20 protein-coding genes and 1 pseudogene are annotated in these 18357 nt (G+C 71.4%); 8 read left to right on the top strand and 13 right to left on the bottom strand.

Going from position 1 to position 18357, the window contains the following annotated elements; all coding sequences use genetic code 11:
* Positions 1-8: 8 nt before the first annotated feature.
* Both ACLQ2V_RS19560 and ACLQ2V_RS19555 read left to right on the top strand, forming a co-directional pair.
* Complete coding sequence (locus tag ACLQ2V_RS19560) at positions 9-758, top strand: Scr1 family TA system antitoxin-like transcriptional regulator (RefSeq protein WP_425720120.1); 750 nt, start codon at positions 9-11, stop codon at positions 756-758.
* The gene (locus tag ACLQ2V_RS19555; protein WP_425720119.1) at positions 755-940 is read left to right on the top strand and encodes a DUF397 domain-containing protein; all 186 of its coding nucleotides are present in this window, start codon (positions 755-757) and stop codon (positions 938-940) included. Before ACLQ2V_RS19560 ends, ACLQ2V_RS19555 begins: the two co-directional genes overlap by 4 nt.
* Positions 941-1050: 110 nt before the next feature.
* Here ACLQ2V_RS19555 and ACLQ2V_RS19550 read toward each other — a convergent pair whose 3' ends face one another.
* From ACLQ2V_RS19550 to ACLQ2V_RS19525, 6 genes and pseudogenes are all read right to left on the bottom strand, one after another.
* Entirely contained in the window at positions 1051-1632 is a 582-nt protein-coding gene (locus ACLQ2V_RS19550) for a GNAT family N-acetyltransferase (protein WP_425719962.1), read from the bottom strand.
* A gap of 128 nt (positions 1633-1760) precedes the next feature.
* A pseudogene (locus tag ACLQ2V_RS19545) lies at positions 1761-2336 on the bottom strand (snapalysin family zinc-dependent metalloprotease); the annotation flags it as partial.
* A gap of 108 nt (positions 2337-2444) precedes the next feature.
* Entirely contained in the window at positions 2445-2702 is a 258-nt protein-coding gene (locus ACLQ2V_RS19540; RefSeq protein WP_425719961.1) for a UBP-type zinc finger domain-containing protein, read from the bottom strand.
* On the bottom strand, positions 2699-3658 hold the full coding sequence (locus ACLQ2V_RS19535; RefSeq protein WP_425719960.1) for a TIGR03885 family FMN-dependent LLM class oxidoreductase: 960 nt from the start codon (positions 3656-3658) through the stop codon (positions 2699-2701). Before ACLQ2V_RS19535 ends, ACLQ2V_RS19540 begins: the two co-directional genes overlap by 4 nt.
* Positions 3659-3698: 40 nt before the next feature.
* On the bottom strand, positions 3699-5111 hold the full coding sequence (locus ACLQ2V_RS19530; protein WP_425719959.1) for an NADP-dependent succinic semialdehyde dehydrogenase: 1413 nt from the start codon (positions 5109-5111) through the stop codon (positions 3699-3701).
* A gap of 15 nt (positions 5112-5126) precedes the next feature.
* Positions 5127-5390: a DUF6343 family protein gene (locus ACLQ2V_RS19525; protein WP_425719958.1), complete on the bottom strand. Its 264-nt coding sequence runs from the start codon at positions 5388-5390 to the stop codon at positions 5127-5129.
* A 189-nt stretch (positions 5391-5579) separates the two neighbouring features.
* Here ACLQ2V_RS19525 and ACLQ2V_RS19520 point away from each other — a divergent pair, with 189 nt between their 5' ends.
* Positions 5580-6428: a GDSL-type esterase/lipase family protein gene (locus tag ACLQ2V_RS19520; RefSeq protein ID WP_425719957.1), complete on the top strand. Its 849-nt coding sequence runs from the start codon at positions 5580-5582 to the stop codon at positions 6426-6428.
* Positions 6429-6488: 60 nt separating this feature from the next.
* Here the strand turns inward: ACLQ2V_RS19520 and ACLQ2V_RS19515 are convergent, their stop codons facing one another.
* The 3 genes from ACLQ2V_RS19515 to ACLQ2V_RS19505 form a co-directional block, all read right to left on the bottom strand.
* Positions 6489-7292 (bottom strand): EcsC family protein, encoded by an 804-nt coding sequence (locus ACLQ2V_RS19515; protein ID WP_425719956.1) that lies wholly within the window; start codon positions 7290-7292, stop codon positions 6489-6491.
* A 46-nt stretch (positions 7293-7338) separates the two neighbouring features.
* Positions 7339-7485: a hypothetical protein gene (locus ACLQ2V_RS19510; RefSeq protein WP_425719955.1), complete on the bottom strand. Its 147-nt coding sequence runs from the start codon at positions 7483-7485 to the stop codon at positions 7339-7341.
* An 83-nt stretch (positions 7486-7568) separates the two neighbouring features.
* Positions 7569-8594, bottom strand: coding sequence for a peptidase M23 (locus tag ACLQ2V_RS19505; RefSeq protein WP_425719954.1), 1026 nt, complete (start codon positions 8592-8594; stop codon positions 7569-7571).
* 396 nt (positions 8595-8990) lie between these two features.
* Between ACLQ2V_RS19505 and ACLQ2V_RS19500 the strand changes: the two genes are divergently transcribed.
* The 3 genes from ACLQ2V_RS19500 to ACLQ2V_RS19490 are packed head-to-tail and all read left to right on the top strand — an operon-like array spanning position 8991 to position 11098.
* Positions 8991-9911 carry a proteasome assembly chaperone family protein gene (locus ACLQ2V_RS19500; protein ID WP_425719953.1) on the top strand — a complete coding sequence of 307 codons (921 nt, stop codon included), beginning with the start codon at positions 8991-8993 and terminating at the stop codon, positions 9909-9911.
* A gap of 37 nt (positions 9912-9948) precedes the next feature.
* Positions 9949-10746 (top strand): exodeoxyribonuclease III, encoded by a 798-nt coding sequence (locus ACLQ2V_RS19495; protein ID WP_425719952.1) that lies wholly within the window; start codon positions 9949-9951, stop codon positions 10744-10746.
* Between the two features lie 28 nt (positions 10747-10774).
* Positions 10775-11098 carry an antibiotic biosynthesis monooxygenase family protein gene (locus ACLQ2V_RS19490; protein WP_425719951.1) on the top strand — a complete coding sequence of 108 codons (324 nt, stop codon included), beginning with the start codon at positions 10775-10777 and terminating at the stop codon, positions 11096-11098.
* Positions 11099-11266: 168 nt separating this feature from the next.
* Here ACLQ2V_RS19490 and ACLQ2V_RS19485 read toward each other — a convergent pair whose 3' ends face one another.
* Positions 11267-11764: an RICIN domain-containing protein gene (locus tag ACLQ2V_RS19485; protein ID WP_425719950.1), complete on the bottom strand. Its 498-nt coding sequence runs from the start codon at positions 11762-11764 to the stop codon at positions 11267-11269.
* A 423-nt stretch (positions 11765-12187) separates the two neighbouring features.
* Here ACLQ2V_RS19485 and ACLQ2V_RS19480 point away from each other — a divergent pair, with 423 nt between their 5' ends.
* Positions 12188-12586: an antibiotic biosynthesis monooxygenase family protein gene (locus ACLQ2V_RS19480; RefSeq protein ID WP_425719949.1), complete on the top strand. Its 399-nt coding sequence runs from the start codon at positions 12188-12190 to the stop codon at positions 12584-12586.
* 107 nt (positions 12587-12693) lie between these two features.
* On the opposite strand, the gene ACLQ2V_RS19475 is transcribed toward ACLQ2V_RS19480, so the two are convergent.
* On the bottom strand, positions 12694-12918 hold the full coding sequence (locus tag ACLQ2V_RS19475) for an RICIN domain-containing protein (protein WP_425720118.1): 225 nt from the start codon (positions 12916-12918) through the stop codon (positions 12694-12696).
* Positions 12919-12988: 70 nt separating this feature from the next.
* Entirely contained in the window at positions 12989-14557 is a 1569-nt protein-coding gene (locus ACLQ2V_RS19470) for an ISL3 family transposase (protein ID WP_425719948.1), read from the bottom strand.
* A 352-nt stretch (positions 14558-14909) separates the two neighbouring features.
* On the opposite strand from ACLQ2V_RS19470, the gene ACLQ2V_RS19465 reads away from it, so the two are divergent.
* The gene (locus ACLQ2V_RS19465; protein WP_425719947.1) at positions 14910-16079 is read left to right on the top strand and encodes an ISAs1 family transposase; all 1170 of its coding nucleotides are present in this window, start codon (positions 14910-14912) and stop codon (positions 16077-16079) included.
* Between the two features lie 1041 nt (positions 16080-17120).
* Here ACLQ2V_RS19465 and ACLQ2V_RS19460 read toward each other — a convergent pair.
* The gene (locus ACLQ2V_RS19460) at positions 17121-17609 is read right to left on the bottom strand and encodes an RICIN domain-containing protein (RefSeq protein ID WP_425719946.1); all 489 of its coding nucleotides are present in this window, start codon (positions 17607-17609) and stop codon (positions 17121-17123) included.
* Positions 17610-18357: the final 748 nt, after the last annotated feature.

Genomic DNA, 18357 nt, shown 5'->3' with positions numbered 1-18357 from the left:
GACCGGCAGTGAACGACCTGGTGCGGGTGGCGATGGTGGAGGCGGGCGAAACCGCCGAGTCGCTGGCCGAGCGGATCGGCGTCGACCCGAAGACGGCGGCCCGGTGGGTGAGGCCCGGGGCGGTCCCGCAGACCCGGCACCGGGCCGCGGTGGCCCGGGCGCTGGGCCGAGGGATCGGTGACCTCTGGCCGGAGGTGCTGCGCCCGCGCGAGCCGGCCTGGTTCCGCCCGTGGGCCGACCTCGAGCGGGAGGCCACCTCGCTGCGCTCGTTCCAGCCGTCCGTCCTGCCGGGACTGCTGCAGACCGAGGGGTACGCGCACGCGGTGCTGAGCAGCGGGCCGCTCGCCAACGACGAGGTGGAGGGGTACGTGGCGGCCCGGCTGGCCCGGCAGGCGGCGGTCTTCGACCGGGCGCACCCACCACTGACGGTCTTCGTCGTCGACGAGGCGGCGCTGCGCCGGGGCGACCCGGAGGTGATGCACGCTCAGCTCGACCACCTCATCGCCGTGGCGGAGCGCCCCTGCGTGCTGCTGCACATCCTGCCGCTGCGGGCCGGCTTCCACCCCGGCCAGGCGGGGGCGTTCGTCATCGCCAGCCTCGCCGACGCAGACGACCTCGGATACCTCGACGACCAGGCCGCCGGGCGGATCACCCAGGACGTTGCTCCTCTGTGGCGGGTCTGGGACACTGTGAGGTCGGTGGCGCTGCCGCGCGACCAGTCCATCCAGCTCCTGAAGGGGCGAGAATGGCTGAGATGATCGGGGCCCGCTGGCGCACCAGCACCCGCAGCAGCTCCAACGGCGGCGACTGCGTCGAGGTGGCCGACAACCTGCCCGGCGTGGTCCTCGTCCGCGACTCCAAGCGGCGCGACCTGGGCGCACTCCGCTTTCACCCCACCGCTTGGCGCGCCTTCGTCGCCCGCCCGCCACACCACGACTGATCGCTCCACACCGCCAGCAGGTCCGCCGCACTGTTGCCCGACGTCGTAGCCGGTCCAGCTTCAAAGCGCCCGGCGGGCAGCCCCACAGCGCGCGGCGGCCGGCCCGGCAGTCAGCCCACCCGACGACGCATGGCGACCCGGGCGGCCGGGTCCAGCCCCAGCGCCGCTTCGGCGGCCAACACGGCGGCCAGGCCGGGGGTAAGTTCGTCCCGCGTCAGCTCCCGGAAACCACAGCGGGCGTAGTAGGGGGCGTTCCACGGCACGGTGCGGAACGTGGTGAGGGTCAGCGCCGGCAGGCCGTGCCCGGCCGCCCAGGCGGCGACGTGGTCGAGCAGGGCGGCGCCGATGCGACGGCGGGCGAAGTCCGGGCGCACGCTGAGCTGCTGCACGTGCGCCGCGCCGTCGACCAGGTCGACCACCACGAAGGCGACCGGCTCGCCGGCCGGCGGGACGACGGGCCCAAGGGCGGCGGGCAGCGGGGCGACAGGCAGGGGGGCGACGGGCGCGGGGGCGACGGCCACCCAGGCGCGGCCCGCCCGCTGGTAGCCGGAGAGCACGTCCAGCGGCAGCGGCGGCATGTCGGCGATGCCCGCCATCCCGATGTCGCGGAACGGCTCACCCGAGGCCGCCTCGATCCGCTGGAGCGCGACCAGCTCCCCCGCCGTCGCCGCCCGCACCCGCACCGATTTCATGCCCGACACCCCAGCAGCGCGCGGCCGGTGCCGACAACCGGTTTTCCCCGCGTACGCACCCGGGGCGCCCGATCCCCTCGCGGGAGGATCGGGCGCCCCGGTGGCGCGGGATGCGGCCTTCAGGCGACGGGCGGGCCGCCGACCTGGGTGAGTTCCCGGGCGGCGTCCTCGCCGCTCCAGACGTACGTCTGCTCGGTGGTCGACGCGGCGAGGCCGCCGGAGAAGAGCGAGTTGACCCGGGACGCCTCGGCGGAGCTCGGGTTCGCGTTGGTGCAGGAGACCGGCGCGCTGCTGCCCGACATCAGGTCGGAGCAGAGCCCGGTGCGCCGGTCCGGCAGGCCAAGGATGTGGCCGATCTCGTGGGTGGCGATCCGGGTCCGGTTGTAGCCGTCGTCGACCGCCTCCCAGCCCATCCACACCCGGCCGTTGCCGAGCGACGTCGTCTGCGCCCTCGGCCAGCCGTTGTCGACGTAGATGGTGATGTTGCCGGGGGTGCCCGGCAGCAGCCGGACGGTGCTGACCCGGCTGTTCCAGATCTGGGCGGCCTGGTCGAAGTTGGTGCGGAACTCGCCGGTTCGGCTGGCGTCGTAGTAGACGGTCCGGACGGCGGACGCGCTGGTCCCGGTGGCGGCCACCATGCCCGCCGCCGACAGGACCACCGCGGCCACGGCTCCCGCCGCGCGCAACAGACGTCGTCGGATCACACGCACTCCCTCAGATCACGGCGGCACCGCCGCCTAGAATCGATAAGAGTCGATTCTAGGCGGCGGTGGGTGATCCGGGCGCATAGCGCTTGCCTCATACGAGCCGCGTCAGCCCAACTCCTCGTCGACGTAGCACCAGCGCCACGACTCCCCCGGCTGGACCGAGCGCATCACCGGGTGCCCGGTGGCCTCGAAGTGCCGCGTCGCGTGCCGGTACGGCGAGGAGTCGCAGCAGCCCACGTGCCCGCAGGTCAGGCAGGCCCGCAGCCGCCTCGGTTCGGTGCTGCCGGCCGCCACGCAGCCGGGGCACTGCGAGGTGGTCACCGGCTCGGCGGCACCCGCCCGCTCCAGATGCTCGCAGCTCATCGGCGCAGCTTCGGCAGCACCTGCGCGCCGAACGCGTCGATGAAGGACCGCTGCTCCTGCCCGACGTGGTGCAGGGCGATCTGGTCGAAGCCGAGCTCCAGGTACTCCTCCAGCCAGCCGACGTGCCGGCCGAGGTCGGCCGAGACGTGGACCGTCGAGGTGATCTTCTCCATCGGCACGTCGGCGGAGACCACGTCGAAGTGCTCGGCGGTGTCCAGGTCCCAGCAGATCGGCGGGGGGAAGACGTTGCTGCGCCACTGGTCGTACGCGATCGCCTCGGCCTCGCCCTGCTCGGGCGCCCAGCTCACGTGCGCCTGCAGGTGCAGCGGGCCCCGGCCACCGGCGTCGCGGTAGGCGTCGATCATCTCCCGGAGATGCTCGACGGGGGCGTTGACGGTGATCAGGCCGTCGGCCCACTCCGCGCACCAGCGGGCGGTGGCCACGCTGACGGCCGCGCCGATCAGGGCGGGCGGCTGCTCCGGGCGGGTCCAGAGCTTCGCCCGGTCGACGGTGACCAGGCCGTCGTGGCTGACCTCCTCGCCGGCCAGCAGCGCGCGGATCACGTCGACGCACTCCCGCAGCCGGGCGGCGCGCACGTCCTTGCGGGGCCACCCGTCGCCGGTGATGTGCTCGTTGCTGGCCTCGCCGGTGCCCAGGGCGGCCCAGAACCGCCCCGGGTACATGGCGCCGAGGGTGCCGATCGCCTGCGCGATGATCGCCGGGTGGTACCGCTGGCCGGGGGCGTTGACCACGCCGAAGGGCAGGTTCGTGGCCTGTAGGGCCGCGCCGAGCCAGGACCAGGCGAACCCGGACTGCCCCTGCCGGGCGCTCCACGGGGAGAAGTGGTCCGAGGACATGGCGGCGTCGAAACCGGCCCGCTCGGCGTGGATCACCGCCTCCAGCAGCTCAGCGGGGTGGATCTGCTCGTGGGACGCGTGGAAACCGAACACCGTCATGGGCGCACCTCCTACCCACGACGGCGTCCGGTCAACCGCGCTACTCGGCGTGCGCGCCCGCCCCGGCCGACGCCTCGCCCCGCCCCACCCAGACCGTCTTGATGTTGCAGAACTCCCGCATGCCCAGCGCGGAGAGCTCCCGGCCGTACCCGGAATTCTTCACCCCGCCGAAGGGCAGCTCGGGGAAGGACGTGGTCATCCCGTTGACGAAGACGTTCCCGGCGTCCAGGTCGGTGGCGAAGCGCTCCTGCTCGTCGGGGTCGGTGGTCCAGGCGTTGGCGCCCAGGCCGAAGGCGGTGCCGTTGGCCACCTCGATCGCCTCGGCGTAGGAGGAGACCCGGTACAGCCCGGCGACCGGGCCGAAGACCTCCTCGGACCACATCCGCATCTGCGGGGTCAGGTCGGTGACCAGCGTCGGCGGGTAGTACCAGCCGTCGCCGGCCGGCAGCTCGCCGCCGCAGAGCACGGTCGCGCCCCGCTCGACCGCGTCGCGCACCTGGGCATGCACCTCGTCGCGGCCGCCGGAGCTGGCCAGCGGGCCGACGTCGGTGTCGGCGTCCATCGGGTCGCCGACGCGCAGCGCGGCCAGGTTCGCGGCGAAGCGCTCGGCGAAGGCGTCGAAGACGTCGGCGTGCACGATGAAGCGCTTCGCGGCGATGCAGGACTGCCCGTTGTTCTGGCAGCGGGCGGTGGTGGCGACTTCGGCGGCCCGCTCCAGGTCGGCCGAGGGCATCACCACGAACGGGTCGCTGCCGCCCAGTTCCAGCACGACCTTCTTCAGCTCCCGACCGGCGATCTGGGCGATGGAGCGGCCGGCGCCCTCGCTGCCGGTGAGGGTGGCGGCGCGGACCCGGCGGTCGCTGAGGATGCCGTCGACGGCGTCCGAGCCGACCAGCAGGGTGGTGAACGCGCCCTCGGGGAAGCCGGCGCGGCGGAACAGCCCCTCCAGGTACAGGGCGGTCTGCGGCACGTTGGAGGCGTGCTTGAGCAGGCCGGTGTTGCCGGCCATCAGGGCCGGGGCGGCGAAGCGCATGACCTGCCAGAGCGGGAAGTTCCACGGCATCACCGCCAGCACCGGCCCGAGCGGCTGGTACCGGACCAGGGCGCGTACGGCCTTGACGGCGGGCGCGTCGGCTGGTTCGTCGGCGAGCATCCGCTCGGCGTTGGCGGCGTAGAAGCGGCACGCGGCGGCGCACTTGGTCACCTCGGCCTGGGCGGCGGCGTACGTCTTGCCCATCTCGGTGGTCATCAGCCGGGCGGTCTCGTCGCGCTCGGCGTCGAGCAGGTCGGCGGCGGCGTTCAGCCACCGCCCCCGCTGGTCGATCGTGGTGCGGCGCAGGTCCGCGAAGGCCAGGTCCGCCCGTTCGATCGCGGCGTCGACCTGCTCGGCCGACATCGGGTCGTACGACTTGAGCAGCTGCCCGGTGGCGGGGTTGGTGGTGGCGATGGGCATCTCGTACTCCTCGTCTCACTCGAACAGCGAGTGTCGCGCGCCCGGCTCCTCCCGGCGGCGCGCGGCGCGGCGACGCCCGATGACGACCAGGTCGACCACGGCGACGACGGCGAAGAGCGCGCAGAGCACGCCCAGCCACACCAGGTCGGCCCGGAACGCCAGCACGGCGAAGACCGCCATGGTCACCAGCCCGAACGCGGCGAGCACGAGGCGGAGATTGAGCGCGCTGTAGGCGTGGCCCACCGTCCCGCGGGCCCGCCGGGGCTGCGATTTCGTCATCTCCTCGACCTACCCCCGATCGGCGCGGTTAACCGGTCCGGCCGGCACCGCCGGGTCACCGACGCCCTCTACCACATCGACGTGGCCCGGCGTCCCTACTGCCGGAAATCCGACTCGTGACCACCGTGCGCCCCGGCGCTCCGCGTAGGGTTACCGCGCTGTCGCACTCCGCCGCGGGACTGGGGAATCATGCCTCGACGCTGGGTGGCCTCCGTCGCCTGCCTGCTCGCCCTGGTCGCGCTCGCCTGCGAGAGCGACGGCAGCGCCGACCCCCGGCCGACGGGCGGACCGCCCGTGCCCGGCACGCCCGCCGTGATGGCGGCGCTCGGCGACTCGATCACCGCCGGCTTCGGCTCCTGCCTGATGCTCAACTCGTGCGAGCGCAACTCATGGTCGACCGGGGACGGGCTGCGGGTGGACAGCCACTACCAGCGGTTGCTCGACCGCAACCCGAAGCTGCGCGGCAAGGGGCGCAACCACGCGGTGCCCGGCGCGCGGGCCGCCGCGCTGGCCGGGCAGGCCGAGGCGGCGGTACGCGACCGCGCCGACTACGTCACGGTGCTGATCGGAGCCAACGACGCGTGCCGCGACGACGTCGACGAGATGACCCCCACGGCGACCTTCCGCAGCCAGGTCGACAAGGGCCTGCGGGTGGTGCGCAAGGGGCGTCCGAAGGCGCGGGTGCTGGTGGTCAGCATCCCCGACCTGCACCGGCTCTGGGAGGTCGGGCACACCGACTCCCGGGCGGTGCGGGCCTGGCGGCGGGGCATCTGCCCGTCGCTGCTGGCCGACGCGACCTCGACCGCCCCGGCCGACGTGGCCCGCCGGGCCCGGGTCCGGGACCGGATCGACGCCTACAACGCCGAGTTGAAGGCCGCCTGCCGGGCGTACGGCTCGCGCTGCCGCTACGACGGCGGGGCGGTGCACCGGGTGCGGTTCACTCTGGCCCTGGTCAACGCGCTCGACTGGTTCCACCCGAACGTCGCCGGGCAGAGCCGGCTGGCCGACGCCACCTGGCGGGCCGCCGGCTTCGACTGACGCCGAACGGCCGACGCCGAGCCGCCCGGCGGCCGGGCGGCTCGGCGCGGGTAGCCGGGCTCAGGTGCGGGGTCGGGGAATGCTGCCGGGCGGGGCCGTGCTGGCGTAGAGCTGCCGGGACCGCTCGGCGAGATCCTTGGTGGCCGACGAGTTCGCCCAGGTGCCGAGGACGATCGCCGCGCCCGGGATGACCTTGGCGAAGAGACGCTTGGCCGCCCGCACCCCGGCCATCTGGGCCAGCCGCATGCCCAGCCGCACCATCACCTTGCCCAGCGCGGGTTGCCCGCTGCGGCCGAAGAGCGCGCCGGCCCGTTCCCGGCCGGCCGCCACCCCCAGCGCCAGCCGGGCGGTCTCGGCCACCTTGTGCACCTTCTGCAGCACCAGCAGATCGGTGGCCCGGTCCGGGTGCGTCGGGTCGACCCCGTGGGCCGCCGCGATGTGCAGCACCATCCGGGCCTGCGTCCAGGCCAGCACCCCGACGTCGAGCACGGCGCCGGGGAGCCCGGCCGCGCCCGAGACCGCGCCGGAGAGCCGGGCCAGGCCGACGAACTTGCGGGCCGCCTGCACGGCCAACTCCTCGGCGGTCACCGCCGGCCGCTCCGCCCGCGCCCGCGCCGCCCACTGCGCCGCCTCGGGTCCGAGGCGGCGCACCGCCTCCAGGGCGAGGTGCTCCGGGGCGTACTGCGGGTCCTCCCGCATCCGGTCCCAGAGTCGGGCCGGCGGCGTCTCCGGGGCGTCCGGCACCGGCGGGACCACCTCCGGCGGGCGGGGCCCGCCGGCCTCCGGCGGGACGGCCGGCGGGCGCGCGGCCGGTGCCGGCGCGGGGGTGACGGGCTGGCCGTCGACGGGGGCGGGGTCGGTCACGAAAGCTCCCGGGGTCGGTGCGGGTGCGGGACGACGACGCCGGCGATCAGCGTCGGGTGGACAGCCGGGAGGCCACCTTCTTCAGCTTCTGCTGGTTCGCCGGCTTGGCCATCTCGCGCCGGCCCCGGTCGACGAGCTGTTGCCCCTTCGGGGACCGGAGGAACTGGGTGATTCGCTGCAGCAGAGCTGACATGACGTCCTCCTGTGGGTTGCCTGCACCATGTGTACCCCGTCGGAGCAACCCTCAATCGGTTCCCGCGCCCGATCCACCGACCGCTACGTGGCGGGCAGGAACGCCTCGACCACCTCGGTTGCGCGCTCCTCGTGCTGGGCGTAGAGGTCCGGGTACGCCGAGACCTGCACGGCCTGGGCCGCCACGGCCAGCGGCAGCTCCTTCCAGCCCGGGATCTCCTCCAGCGCGGCGAGGAACTGCCGGGTGGCGAACTCGGGGTCCATCAGCTGGCCCACCTCGCCCCAGCCGCTGCTGGTCCGCTGCTGGAACAGCCCGCACGAGTCGTGGTCCCAGCCGACGCCCTGGTGCGGGTAGTTCTGCGACTCGGGCAGCACGCCGCTGGCGACGTTGTAGAGGTTGCTCTCCTGCATCGCGGTGGCCACGGCGATGACCAGCCCGCGTCGGGGCACGCCCATCTTCCGGCCGGTCTGCACGATCACCTTCGCGTTGGCCATCTGCGTCCTGGTCAGCCCCGCCACCGGGGCGGGGTCGGCGGAGCGGACCGGCCGGGCACGCTGGGTCGGCTTGCGGGGCGCGGCCGGCGCGGCGGTGGTGGCGGAGGGGCTGGGGGTGGCTGTGGGGCCGGTGGGGGACGCGGACGGGGTGCCGGCCGGGGTGCGGTTGCGGGCGCGGGAGGCGGCCTCGGCGGCGGCCCGGGCCGCCAGGTCGGCGCCGCCGGCCGCGGCGGCGGCCCGCTCGGTGCCGCCGGTCTCCGACCGGGTCTGGGCGAGCGCGGCCAGCCCGAGGCAGCAGGTCAGGCCGGCGGCCAGCGCCAGCGCGGCCCGGCCCCGGCGGCGCGCCGGGGTCGCCCGGACCGCCGCGTCGCCACTCGACTCCCGCCCGGCGGGGTCGGCGGGGTCGGGAACTTCTGAATCGGTGGGGTCGAGGAGGTTAGTCGAGCGTTGTGTCGGGGTATCGCTGCCGTCACCGAGAGAGGGACGCCGCTGGCATTCTGGGCGGGTGCCACCGGCGGTGGGGGAAGCTGGCCGTTCGGACGAGGGGGTAACGTCCGAACGGCCAACCGCCGTGTCCGGGCTCTGTCGGTCGTCGAGGGTGCCGTCGTCACGCATTCGACGAGGCTAGACGGGGCAAATCCGGATAAGCCAGGCCCCTCGGGTGGCCATCACCACACTTCCCGCCCCTCCCCTCGGGCATCCCGGCAGCCACGGGCCGACACGGGCACGAGCCGGACGGACCGGACCAACCTCCGTCGGGGGCCGTCGTGGGCCGAGCGGGTCCACAACCCCCCGGATCGGCCCCACGGCCTCGCCCCGCCCCGCCCCTCCCGCCGGGTCACCCGTTCGGTGGAGGGCGGTGGCCACGGGGTTCACCCAATTGTGATCATGACCTTCCGCCGGATCCTCCGACGCAGGCAGGAATGCACAAGGATGGCGGGTACGTTCCTCGAAGCGGGGGCCGTGCGCGACACGGCGCCCCGTCAGCACATTCCAGGGAGGTCCGCACCGGTGCTCGACCCACACGAGCTCTACGAGCTCTCCGACGAGCTGCCCGAACTCGGGCAGCCGGTCCTCATCCAGGCCCTCACCGGCTTCGTCGACGCCGGCAGCGCCACCCGGCTGGCCCGTGAGCAGCTCTTCACCTCCCTCGACGCGCGCCCGATCGCCCGCTTCGACGTCGACCAGCTCTACGACTACCGGTCCCGGCGACCGCCGATGACCTTCGTCGAGGACCACTGGGAGGGCTACGAGGCGCCGAAGCTGGAGCTGCACCTGCTGCGCGACGACGACGAGACGCCCTTCCTGCTGCTCACCGGCCCCGAGCCGGATCTGCAGTGGGAGCGCTTCGTGGCCGCCGTCACCGGGCTCGCCGCCCGGCTCGACGTCCGGCTCACCGTCGGGCTCAACTCGATCCCGATGGCCGTGCCGCACACCCGGCCGGCCGGGGTGACCGCGCACGCCACCCGGCCCGAGCTGATCGCCGGCCACGAGCCGTGGCTGCAACGCGTCCAGGTCCCCGGCAGCGTCGGGCAACTGCTCGAGTTCCGCCTCGGCGAGGCAGGGCGCGACGCGGTCGGCTTCGCCGCGCACGTGCCGCACTACGTCGCCCAGACCGAGTACCCGGCCGCCGCCGAGGTGCTGCTCTCCTCGGTGTCCCGCAGCACCGGGCTGCTGCTGCCCCGCGACGCGCTGGGCACCGCCGCCGAGGTGGTGCGGGTCGAGATCGACCGGCAGGTGGCCCAGACCGAGGACGCCGCCGCCCTCGTCGCGGCCCTCGAGGAGCAGTACGACGCGTTCGCCCGGGGCCGGGGCGAGAAGAGCCTGCTGGCCGCCGAGGCCGGTCCCCTGCCCACCGCCGACGAGCTCGGCGCTGAGCTGGAACGGTTCCTGGCCGAGCAGGGCCGACCGGGCGACACCCCGGGGAACTGAGCGGGTGGCCGGGGCGGGGATGCGGCAGGGTGGAGCCATGCGCCTGGCGACGTGGAACGTGAACTCGGTGAAGGCCCGCCTGCCCCGGCTGCTCGAGTGGCTGGCCGCCACCGGCCCCGACGTCGTCTGCCTTCAGGAGACCAAGTGCCCCGACGGGGCGTTCCCGGTCGCCGAGGTGGGCGAGCTGGGCTACACGGTGGCCAGCCACAGCGACGGCCGGTGGAACGGGGTGGCGATCCTGTCCCGGGTCGGGCTGGCCGACGTGACCGTCGGCTTCCCCGACGAGCCGGGCTTCCCCGCCCCGGAGGCCCGCGCCATCTCGGCCACCTGCGCCGGGCTGCGGGTCTGGTCGGTGTACGTGCCCAACGGCCGGGCCGTCGACGACCCGCACTACGCGTACAAGTTGGCCTGGTTCGCCGGGCTGCGCGACGCCCTGGAAGCTGAGCTGGCCGGCGGGCTGCCGCTGGCCGTCTGCGGCGACTTCAACGTGGCCCCCACCGACGCCGACGTCTGGGACCCGGCGCTCTTCGTCACCTCCACCCACGTCACCCCCGCCGAGCGGGCCGCCCTCGCGGCGCTGCGCGACCTCGGGCTGCGCGACGTGGTGCCGACGGCGATGAAGGGCCCGCACCCGTACACGTACTGGGACTACCGGGCCGGGATGTTCCACCAGAACAAGGGCATGAGAATCGACCTGGTGTACGCGTCCGCGCAGTTCGCCGACGCGGTGCGCGCCGCGTACGTGGACCGAGAGGCCCGCAAGGGCAAGGGCCCCTCGGACCACGCCCCGATCGTGGTCGACGCCGACCTGGCCCCGACGGTCGAGTCATCCTGAGCCCAGGTGCCGTCGCTAGGGTGGAGCCATGGCAATCGTGAAGATCAACGCAATCGATGTCCCCGACGGCGCGGGCGAGGAGCTGGAGAAGCGGTTCGCCGCGCGGGCCGGCGCGGTGGAGGGCTCCCCCGGCTTCCTCGGCTTCGAGCTGCTGCGCCCGGTGGCCGGCGACACGCGCTACTTCGTCTACACGAAGTGGGAGACCGAGGAGGACTTCCAGGCGTGGGCGGCCGGGCCGTCCCGGGCCGCGCACGCCGGCGGTGGCGAGGGCGGCGAGCAGCGGCGGCCGGTGGCCTCCGGCGCGAGCCTGCTGGAGTTCGACGTGGTCCTACAGGTGCCGCCCCGACCCTGATCCGGGTCGGCGACTCAACTGCCCACGCGCTCCTAGCGGAGGGCCACGGTTCCCGCAGTAGGCGGCGGCCGCCGCCCACCCACGCGTCGTCGGTCGCGGCCTGGCGCATCTCCCCCGCGCACCAGGCCGCGACCGACGACTGCGGCCACAGCTATCCCTGCTCGCCGATCAGCGGATGAACCACCGCTGGTAGAGCCCCTTGTTGCAGCCCCCGGTGTACGCGAGCTGGCCGTTGCCATCCAGACAGCGCCCGGTGGCCGTATTGATGATCTCGTAGGCGTTGAACACCTTTCCGGTAACCGGATCGACCCTCCAATCGATCAGGTTGAAGTGCCACCGCTGGTAAGCGCCGTTGTTGCAGTTCATCCAGTAAAGCTGCCCGGCAGCGTTGCTGTCCATGCAACTAGAATTGCCCACCAGGTTATTGAAATAGATCTCGTGGCCCCTCGGCGGTCCGTCGTAGATGGCCCAGCTAAAGGGAGGCGACCCCATCGAGATGGACTGGGTGTTCGGCGGCACGGGCTGCGAGCCCGTCCGGAGCAGCCCTACACTCGGAACAGCAAAATTCCTCAATTGTCCGCCTGCTTTCACGGATACGTACACCGCCTGGGCGGGCGTCGCCGTGACCATCGCCGGGGCACCGATCGCCACCATGACCACTGCCAACCTGGCAATGATACGTTTGAAACTTCCAACTCTCATATTCTCGTCCTTCTTCCTTGCGACAGATTCACGCGCGCAACGTTCCCGTAACACGCACGGACAGTCTCGCAGGCACCTTCATCAGCGGCAAGCTCCACTGCGGACGACTCCCCTAAGAGGGGATGACAACGTCCCCCTCGACGCCATTCGCTCAACGTGGACAGTGATGCAATTAGCCCACAAACAGCGACACGCAAGCTCAGCAGAGGCCGCGAGTGTCACCCGGAGCAGCGGAAGCGATCCCGTTGTCGGCGTGATTCACCCGCCCACCGGCCACCGCAGGCAATCGGCCCCGGCCCCGGCGGCCTGTCCTCGCCGCACACCCGGCCGGTCGGCCCTCGCCCCTGCCCCTGACCCGCCGGCCTTGCCGACCGTCGTTCCGGGACCGTGCAGGGCACACCCACACAGGGCACACAGAACTTTCGACCGAAAACAAAAAATGACCGCCGTAGGACGGCGGACTTCCCGAACGGGCGACGCAACCACACCCCGCCCGACGACGGCGCGGGCGAGGAGCTGGAGAAGCGGTTCGCCGCCCGGGCCGGCGCGGTGGAAGGCTCCCCCGGCTTCCTCGGCTTCGAGCTGCTGCGCCCGGTGGCCGGCGACACGCGCTACTTCGTCTACACGAAGTGGGAGACCGAGGAGGACTTCCAGGCGTGGGCGGCCGGGCCGTCCCGGGCCGCGCACGCCGGCGGTGGCGAGGGCGGCGAGCAGCCGCGGCCGGTGGCCCCCGGCGCGAGCCTGCTGGAGTTCGACGTGGTCCTACAGGTGCCGCCCCGACCCTGACCCGGATCGGCAAGCCAGCCGGGTGACACGGGCTACCCAGCCGTCTGTGTCGGTCACGGGCCTGACGTCGTTCCTCGCACGCCAGGCCCGTGACCGACTATCAACGACTAAAAGATTTGCCACTTCTGGTAGTTGCCGCCGTTGCAGGGCAGGGTGTAGACATCCCAATTCGCGCCTGCGTCCAGACAACGGCCGGTTGCCACGTTGATAACGTTATACAAGGCAGGGCCAATTTTATTCATGTGCCACCGCTGGTAGGCGCCGCCGTTGCATCCCCCTACATAGACATTGCCGGCGAAGTTGCTGTCCAGGCAAACCCCCTGGGCCTTGATCTCATGCCCGTGTCAACGCCGCCCCAATCCTGGCTCTGGCACACATTCTGTGATTGATCTTGGCGACGGCTCATGGGGTGGCGAGGACGCGTTTGCGGAGGAGGTCGAGGTCCGCGCGGCCATACATCTGTCGTTTGATGGTTTTGATGCGGTTGACCTGCCCCTCGACCGGTCCTGAGCTCCAGGGTTGGGTGAGGCCGGCGACGACGGCGTCGCGGTCGTTGGCGAGGCCTGCGGCGAAGCCGCGGATTTCGGGATATCCGGCGTGGCGGGCGCGGTCGATCCAGGTGTCGAGGTGTCGAGCGGTGCCCTGGTGGCGGACCAGGGCGGCGAACCCGCGGGCGAGGTCCGCGATGGCGTCGAGGTCGGGGCACCGGCCGCGGGCGTCAGCGAGCTGGCTGTGGTCATCGTCGGTGAGTTTTTGTCCGGGGCGCATGATCCATGCGGTGATCCGCCGGGCCGACGGCACCCGGAGCGTCATGGGGGTGGGCCGGGTGCGGTTGGTGGCGAGCCAGTCCCGCAGCACGCGCAGGCTGCCCTGGTAGCCGCGAGCGACGATTTCAGCGTGCAGGTCGGCGGTCTGATGGACACCGTCGGTGAGGCGTTGCCGCAGGTAGGAGTGGAACGGGGCGAGGATGCTGGGTGTGCTGCTGGCGTTCGGGCCGATCAACGCCTCGGCCGTGGCGGCGTGGGCGTATTTGCGGGCGGTCCTGACGTTCATGTCGAGGCGGCGGGCAGTTGCGCTGATCGACAGTCCTTCGGCGCGCAGGGCGTGCACGGCCGCGTGGCGTTGGCGGGTATTCGCCGCCCGACGGCCCGTCCTAACCAGCTCCTCCGTGACCGGCGCTGCCAGGGCAGGTGTCGGATCAGTGTGCTCCCGTAGGCATCGGCGGTGCCCGCGAATGACCTTCTCGACGGTGTCGCTGAGGTTCTTCAGCAGGTGCCACCGGTCGGCGACCTGGATCGCCTCAGGTGCCCCCTTGCGTGCGCCTTCGGCATAGCTGCCACCACGATCCCGGCAGATGATCTGGACTCCGGGATGCTCGCGCAGCCAGGCGGCGAGAGTGTCGGCGGTGCGGTCGGGCAGGACGTCGATTGGCTGGCGTGTGTGCATGTCGAGTAGCACGGTGGCGTAGCGGTGCCCACGACGGCGGGCGAAGTCATCCACGCCCAGCACCGACGGTGTCACCGGCGGCGGTTCGGGCATCCGCCGGATCATCCGGATCAACGTCATCCGCGACACCGACACCGCCAACCGAAGGGCCAGTCGGGCGCCCGGTCGACCGCCCAACGCCACCGCGACGGCTTGCAAGTCACCTGCCGCGAGAACCGTGTGACGGGCATGCCGTCTGGTCAGGCCGGGAACCTGCTCGACGAACGTCCGCCGGCCGCATTCGGCGTTGGCGCAGGTGAACCGACGGACCGTCAACGCGACCAGCACCTCATGGCCACCCAACCTGACATCCGCCAGCCGCCGCACATAGCGACCATGCGTCCTGGTCGACCAGGTGCCGCAGGCCCCGCATGGTGCCCGCATCGTCCGTGTCGCCGCGTCAATCCTGACCCCAACGCCCCGGACCACCACCGCTTCCAACCGCAGGCCCACCAGATGCGGCAGCAACGCCTTAATGATCTCCATCCGGGCACCCAACCCGAACTACCGACGAGCGCGACTCACAAAATGTGTGCCAGAGCCAGTTTTCAGGCGGAACCGACAGCCCGTTCGGCGGCTTGTCCGTAATGGACCACGAAGTGCCATACACGGATTCGTACTGGACGTTGTTGTTGGGCGGAATGAAGATGTTACCCGCCACTCCGAGGTTCCGGAATGAGGTTCCCTGCTTATAGACCAGGGCCCCGGCAAAGTCGTGACGGTGTCTGACTTGTGGGGCTTGGAGTAGAAGCGCCGCTGCTGGTGGTAGCAAGACGGGCATGACCTGTTCGGAAGATCATCAAGGTTCCTACGCCATGCTGATCGTTCGAAGTGAGTCATGCCCGCGCTGCCATCATCGCTGATCTCGTCCCTGTCCTGCGCACCGGATCTGACCGTGCCGGAAACCGCTGGTGGGCTGCCCGCGGCGCTCGCTGGTCTGCCTGATCCACGGGCCCGGCGAGGTGTCCGGCACCGACTGACCGTCGTGGTCACCGCGGCCGTGTGCGCTGTGGTCTCCGGCTACCGCTCGTACGCCGCTATCGCCGAATGGGTCGCTGACGTTCCGGCAGCTACGGCTCTCGCCCTGGGCATGGCTCCCGACCGGCGCCCGTCGGAGGCGGTGATCCGTCGGCTATTGCAGGCCATGGACCCGCAGCTACTGACCGCGGCGATCGGTGTCTGGCTCGCCGGCCGGGCCACCGCCACAACCTCGACGACCCCGCGGGCGATCGCCGTCGACGGCAAGGCCCTGCGCGGCTCCCGCACCACCGGCACCCCGGCCCGGCACGTGATGACCGCCTGCGACCAGGTCACCGGTGTGGTCCTGGCCAGCATCGACGTTGACGGCAAGACCAACGAGATCACCCGCTTCGCGCCGCTACTCGACCAGATCAGCGACCTCCACGACACCGTGATCACCGCCGATGCCCTGCACTGCCAACGCGAGCACGTCACCTACCTCGCCGAGCGCGGCGCACACTGGATCCTGACCGTCAAAGGCAACCAGCCCCACCTGCACGCCCAGCTCACCGCACTGCCCTGGCGGGCAGTCCCCGACGCCACCCGCGACACCGACCGCGGACACGGCCGCCGCGAGATCCGCAGCTGCAAGATCCTGACGATCTCCACCGGCATCCACTTCCCCCACGCCGCCCAAGCCATCCAGATCCGCCGCCGCAGACGCCGCCTCGACCAGCCGAAACGCTTCACCACCGAGACCATCTACGCCATCACCGACCTGCTCGTGCACCAGGCGAAACCGGCACAACTGGCGACGTGGATCCGCGGCCACTGGTCGATTGAAAACAAGGTCCACTGGGTTCGCGACGTCACCTACGACGAGGACCGATCCCAGATCCGCACCGGCACCGGACCCGAAGTCATGGCCGCACTACGCAACGCCGCCATCGGCGCCCTGCGCCTGACCGGGACCACCAACATCGCCGCCGCCAACCGGCATCACGCCCGCGACAGCACCCGTCCGCTGGCACTACTCGGCATCACCTGACGACTTTGCCGGGGCCCTGGCTTATAGACAGAGACATACTGCGCCTGGGCGGGTGCCCCCGTTACCACCAGCGGGGCGGCGAGTGCCACCAGCACCAGTGCCGCCCGCGCGGCGACTCCCCTGAACCTAACTCTCATATTTCCTCCACCTATCCGGCGCGCTCCTCATCCCAGGTGCCGGGTCGTCGTCGCACGCACGACGGGAAGCATCGCATCGCCCATCCAAATACGGCCATATCCCTCTTCGGATGTCCCGAACGCGAGCGACGGGACGACCGGTGCACCCCCGCCGACGCAAACGATGGTTACCGGGCTGACCCCGACAGCCACGCCCTGCGCCGACGAAAGACACCCCAGTGCGGCTCAGCAGGCCTGGCGCTGCCCCCTGTAGTCCTTGCCCGCGCGGCCGACCACGGCCAGGTCGCCCAGGCCGGCGCTCGCCCCCACCGCGACATCGCACGAGCATCGGTTCGCGGTCGACAGCCGCGACACCGACACCCGACAGGAGTGGTCCGGGTACGCGGGCGAGGAACTGGGGCGGCGCTTCGCCACCCAAAATCATCGCAATCGACGTCCCGGACGGCGCGGGCGAGGATCTGGAGGGGTGGTTCACCGCCCGGGCCGGCGCGGTGGACGGCGCCCCGGCTTCTTCGGCTTCGAGCTGCTGCGCCCCATGGCCGGCGACACGCGCTACTTCGTCCACACGACGACATGAAAGAACGAAGAGGCCTACCAGGCATGGGCCGCCGGGCCGTCCCGGGCCGAACGCCTCGGCGGCGGCGCACCTACCGCACCATTAGGCACGGCCTCGCAAAGACACCTACGACTGGTCAGATTCCGCTATCGACGACCCGAAGCATGAACCCTCCGAACAGGAGTGGCACGGAATTTTCCGCAATCGGCTTCGTGGTCACGCAAGTGCCGCCCCCGACCCAGGCCCGACAGCGAGCAGGCGCGGGCCACACCACCGATCTCCTTGCGGTTACGCGCCTGGCGCCTCGCGAGCACCAGGCGCGAACCCGACATCTACCGAGGACCCAGCTCAGCTAATAACAAACCAGCGATTAGCAGGCTTATCTTCACAATAGCGGGCAGCCAGAACTTCGCCAGGATTTACACTCAGGCAAAGGCCGGTGGCCTTGTTTTCGATCTGCCAGTGGTTGCTCGTTCCAGGCATCGCATAGAAGTGCCACCGCTGATAATCGCCGTTGTTGCAACCCAAAATGTAGACGCTTCCCGCAGCGTTGCTGTCCAGGCAGCCCGCAGCGTGGAAAATAGTATGCCCGTTGGGCGCGTTGTCCTTGATGATCCAAGATTGCCGCGGAGTGATGGACGACATAAAGATATAATAATTTGGATTTACGCTATACAGAGAATGGCCGATCGAGGTCTCATTGTAGAGCTTCCCCCAGGCGTTGACCGGGACGTACTGGGCCTGGGCGGGCGTCGCCGTGACCATTGCCGGGGCACCGATCGCCACCATTACCACTGCCAACCTGGCAATGACTCGTTTGAAACTTCCAACTCTCATACTTCCTTCTTCCTCGCCAAAGATTCACCCGCGCAACGTTCCCGTAACACGCATGGGCAGTCTCGCAGGCACCTCCATCAGCGGCAAGCTCCACTACGGACGACTCCCCTAAAAGGGGATGACAACGTCCCCCTCGACGCCATTCACCTAACGTGGACGGTGACGCAAGAGGCCCACAAACAGCGACACGCAGGCTCAGCAGGGGCCGGAGTGCCACCCGGAGTAGCGGAGGCAATACCCACCCACCGCCCACCGCAGGCAATCGGCCCGGTTCCGGCGGCCTGTCGTCGCCGTACACCCGGTCGGCCGAACCGCGCCCCCGCCCCGGAGGTAGCCGGCGACGTTGTCGGTGCCGGGGTGGGGGCGGCGGCCGGCACCAGAGGCGGCACCAACCGCGAGCACGACGGATCAACAGATGAGAATTCCGGAGCACCCAGGAAGCCCGTGGAATCGTTCCAGGCCGCCTCGTCATCGCCGCTCACGCGTTCCTTGCCGCTGCGGCAACAACCAACACCACCAGCCAGGACAGCCTGATTCCGCTCACCGTCAACGAACTCCGACGGCTGTTCCACGCCCTGATCATCGAAAGCTAGCGGAGGGGCCACGGTTCCCGCGGCGGCCGCCGCCCACCCACACGTCGTGGGGGGGGGGGGGGGGGCCCCCCCCCCCCCCCCCCCCTCGGCCGGGTCAGGACGCGGCGCCCTGGGGCTGCTCCGTGACCGGCTCCGCGTACGCGACGAGCCGGGCC

The sequence above is a fragment of the Micromonospora sp. DT233 genome (genome assembly GCF_049841815.1).
Taxonomy (GTDB): Bacteria; Actinomycetota; Actinomycetes; order Mycobacteriales; family Micromonosporaceae; genus Micromonospora.
This window is presented reverse-complemented; position numbering and strand designations above follow the sequence as displayed.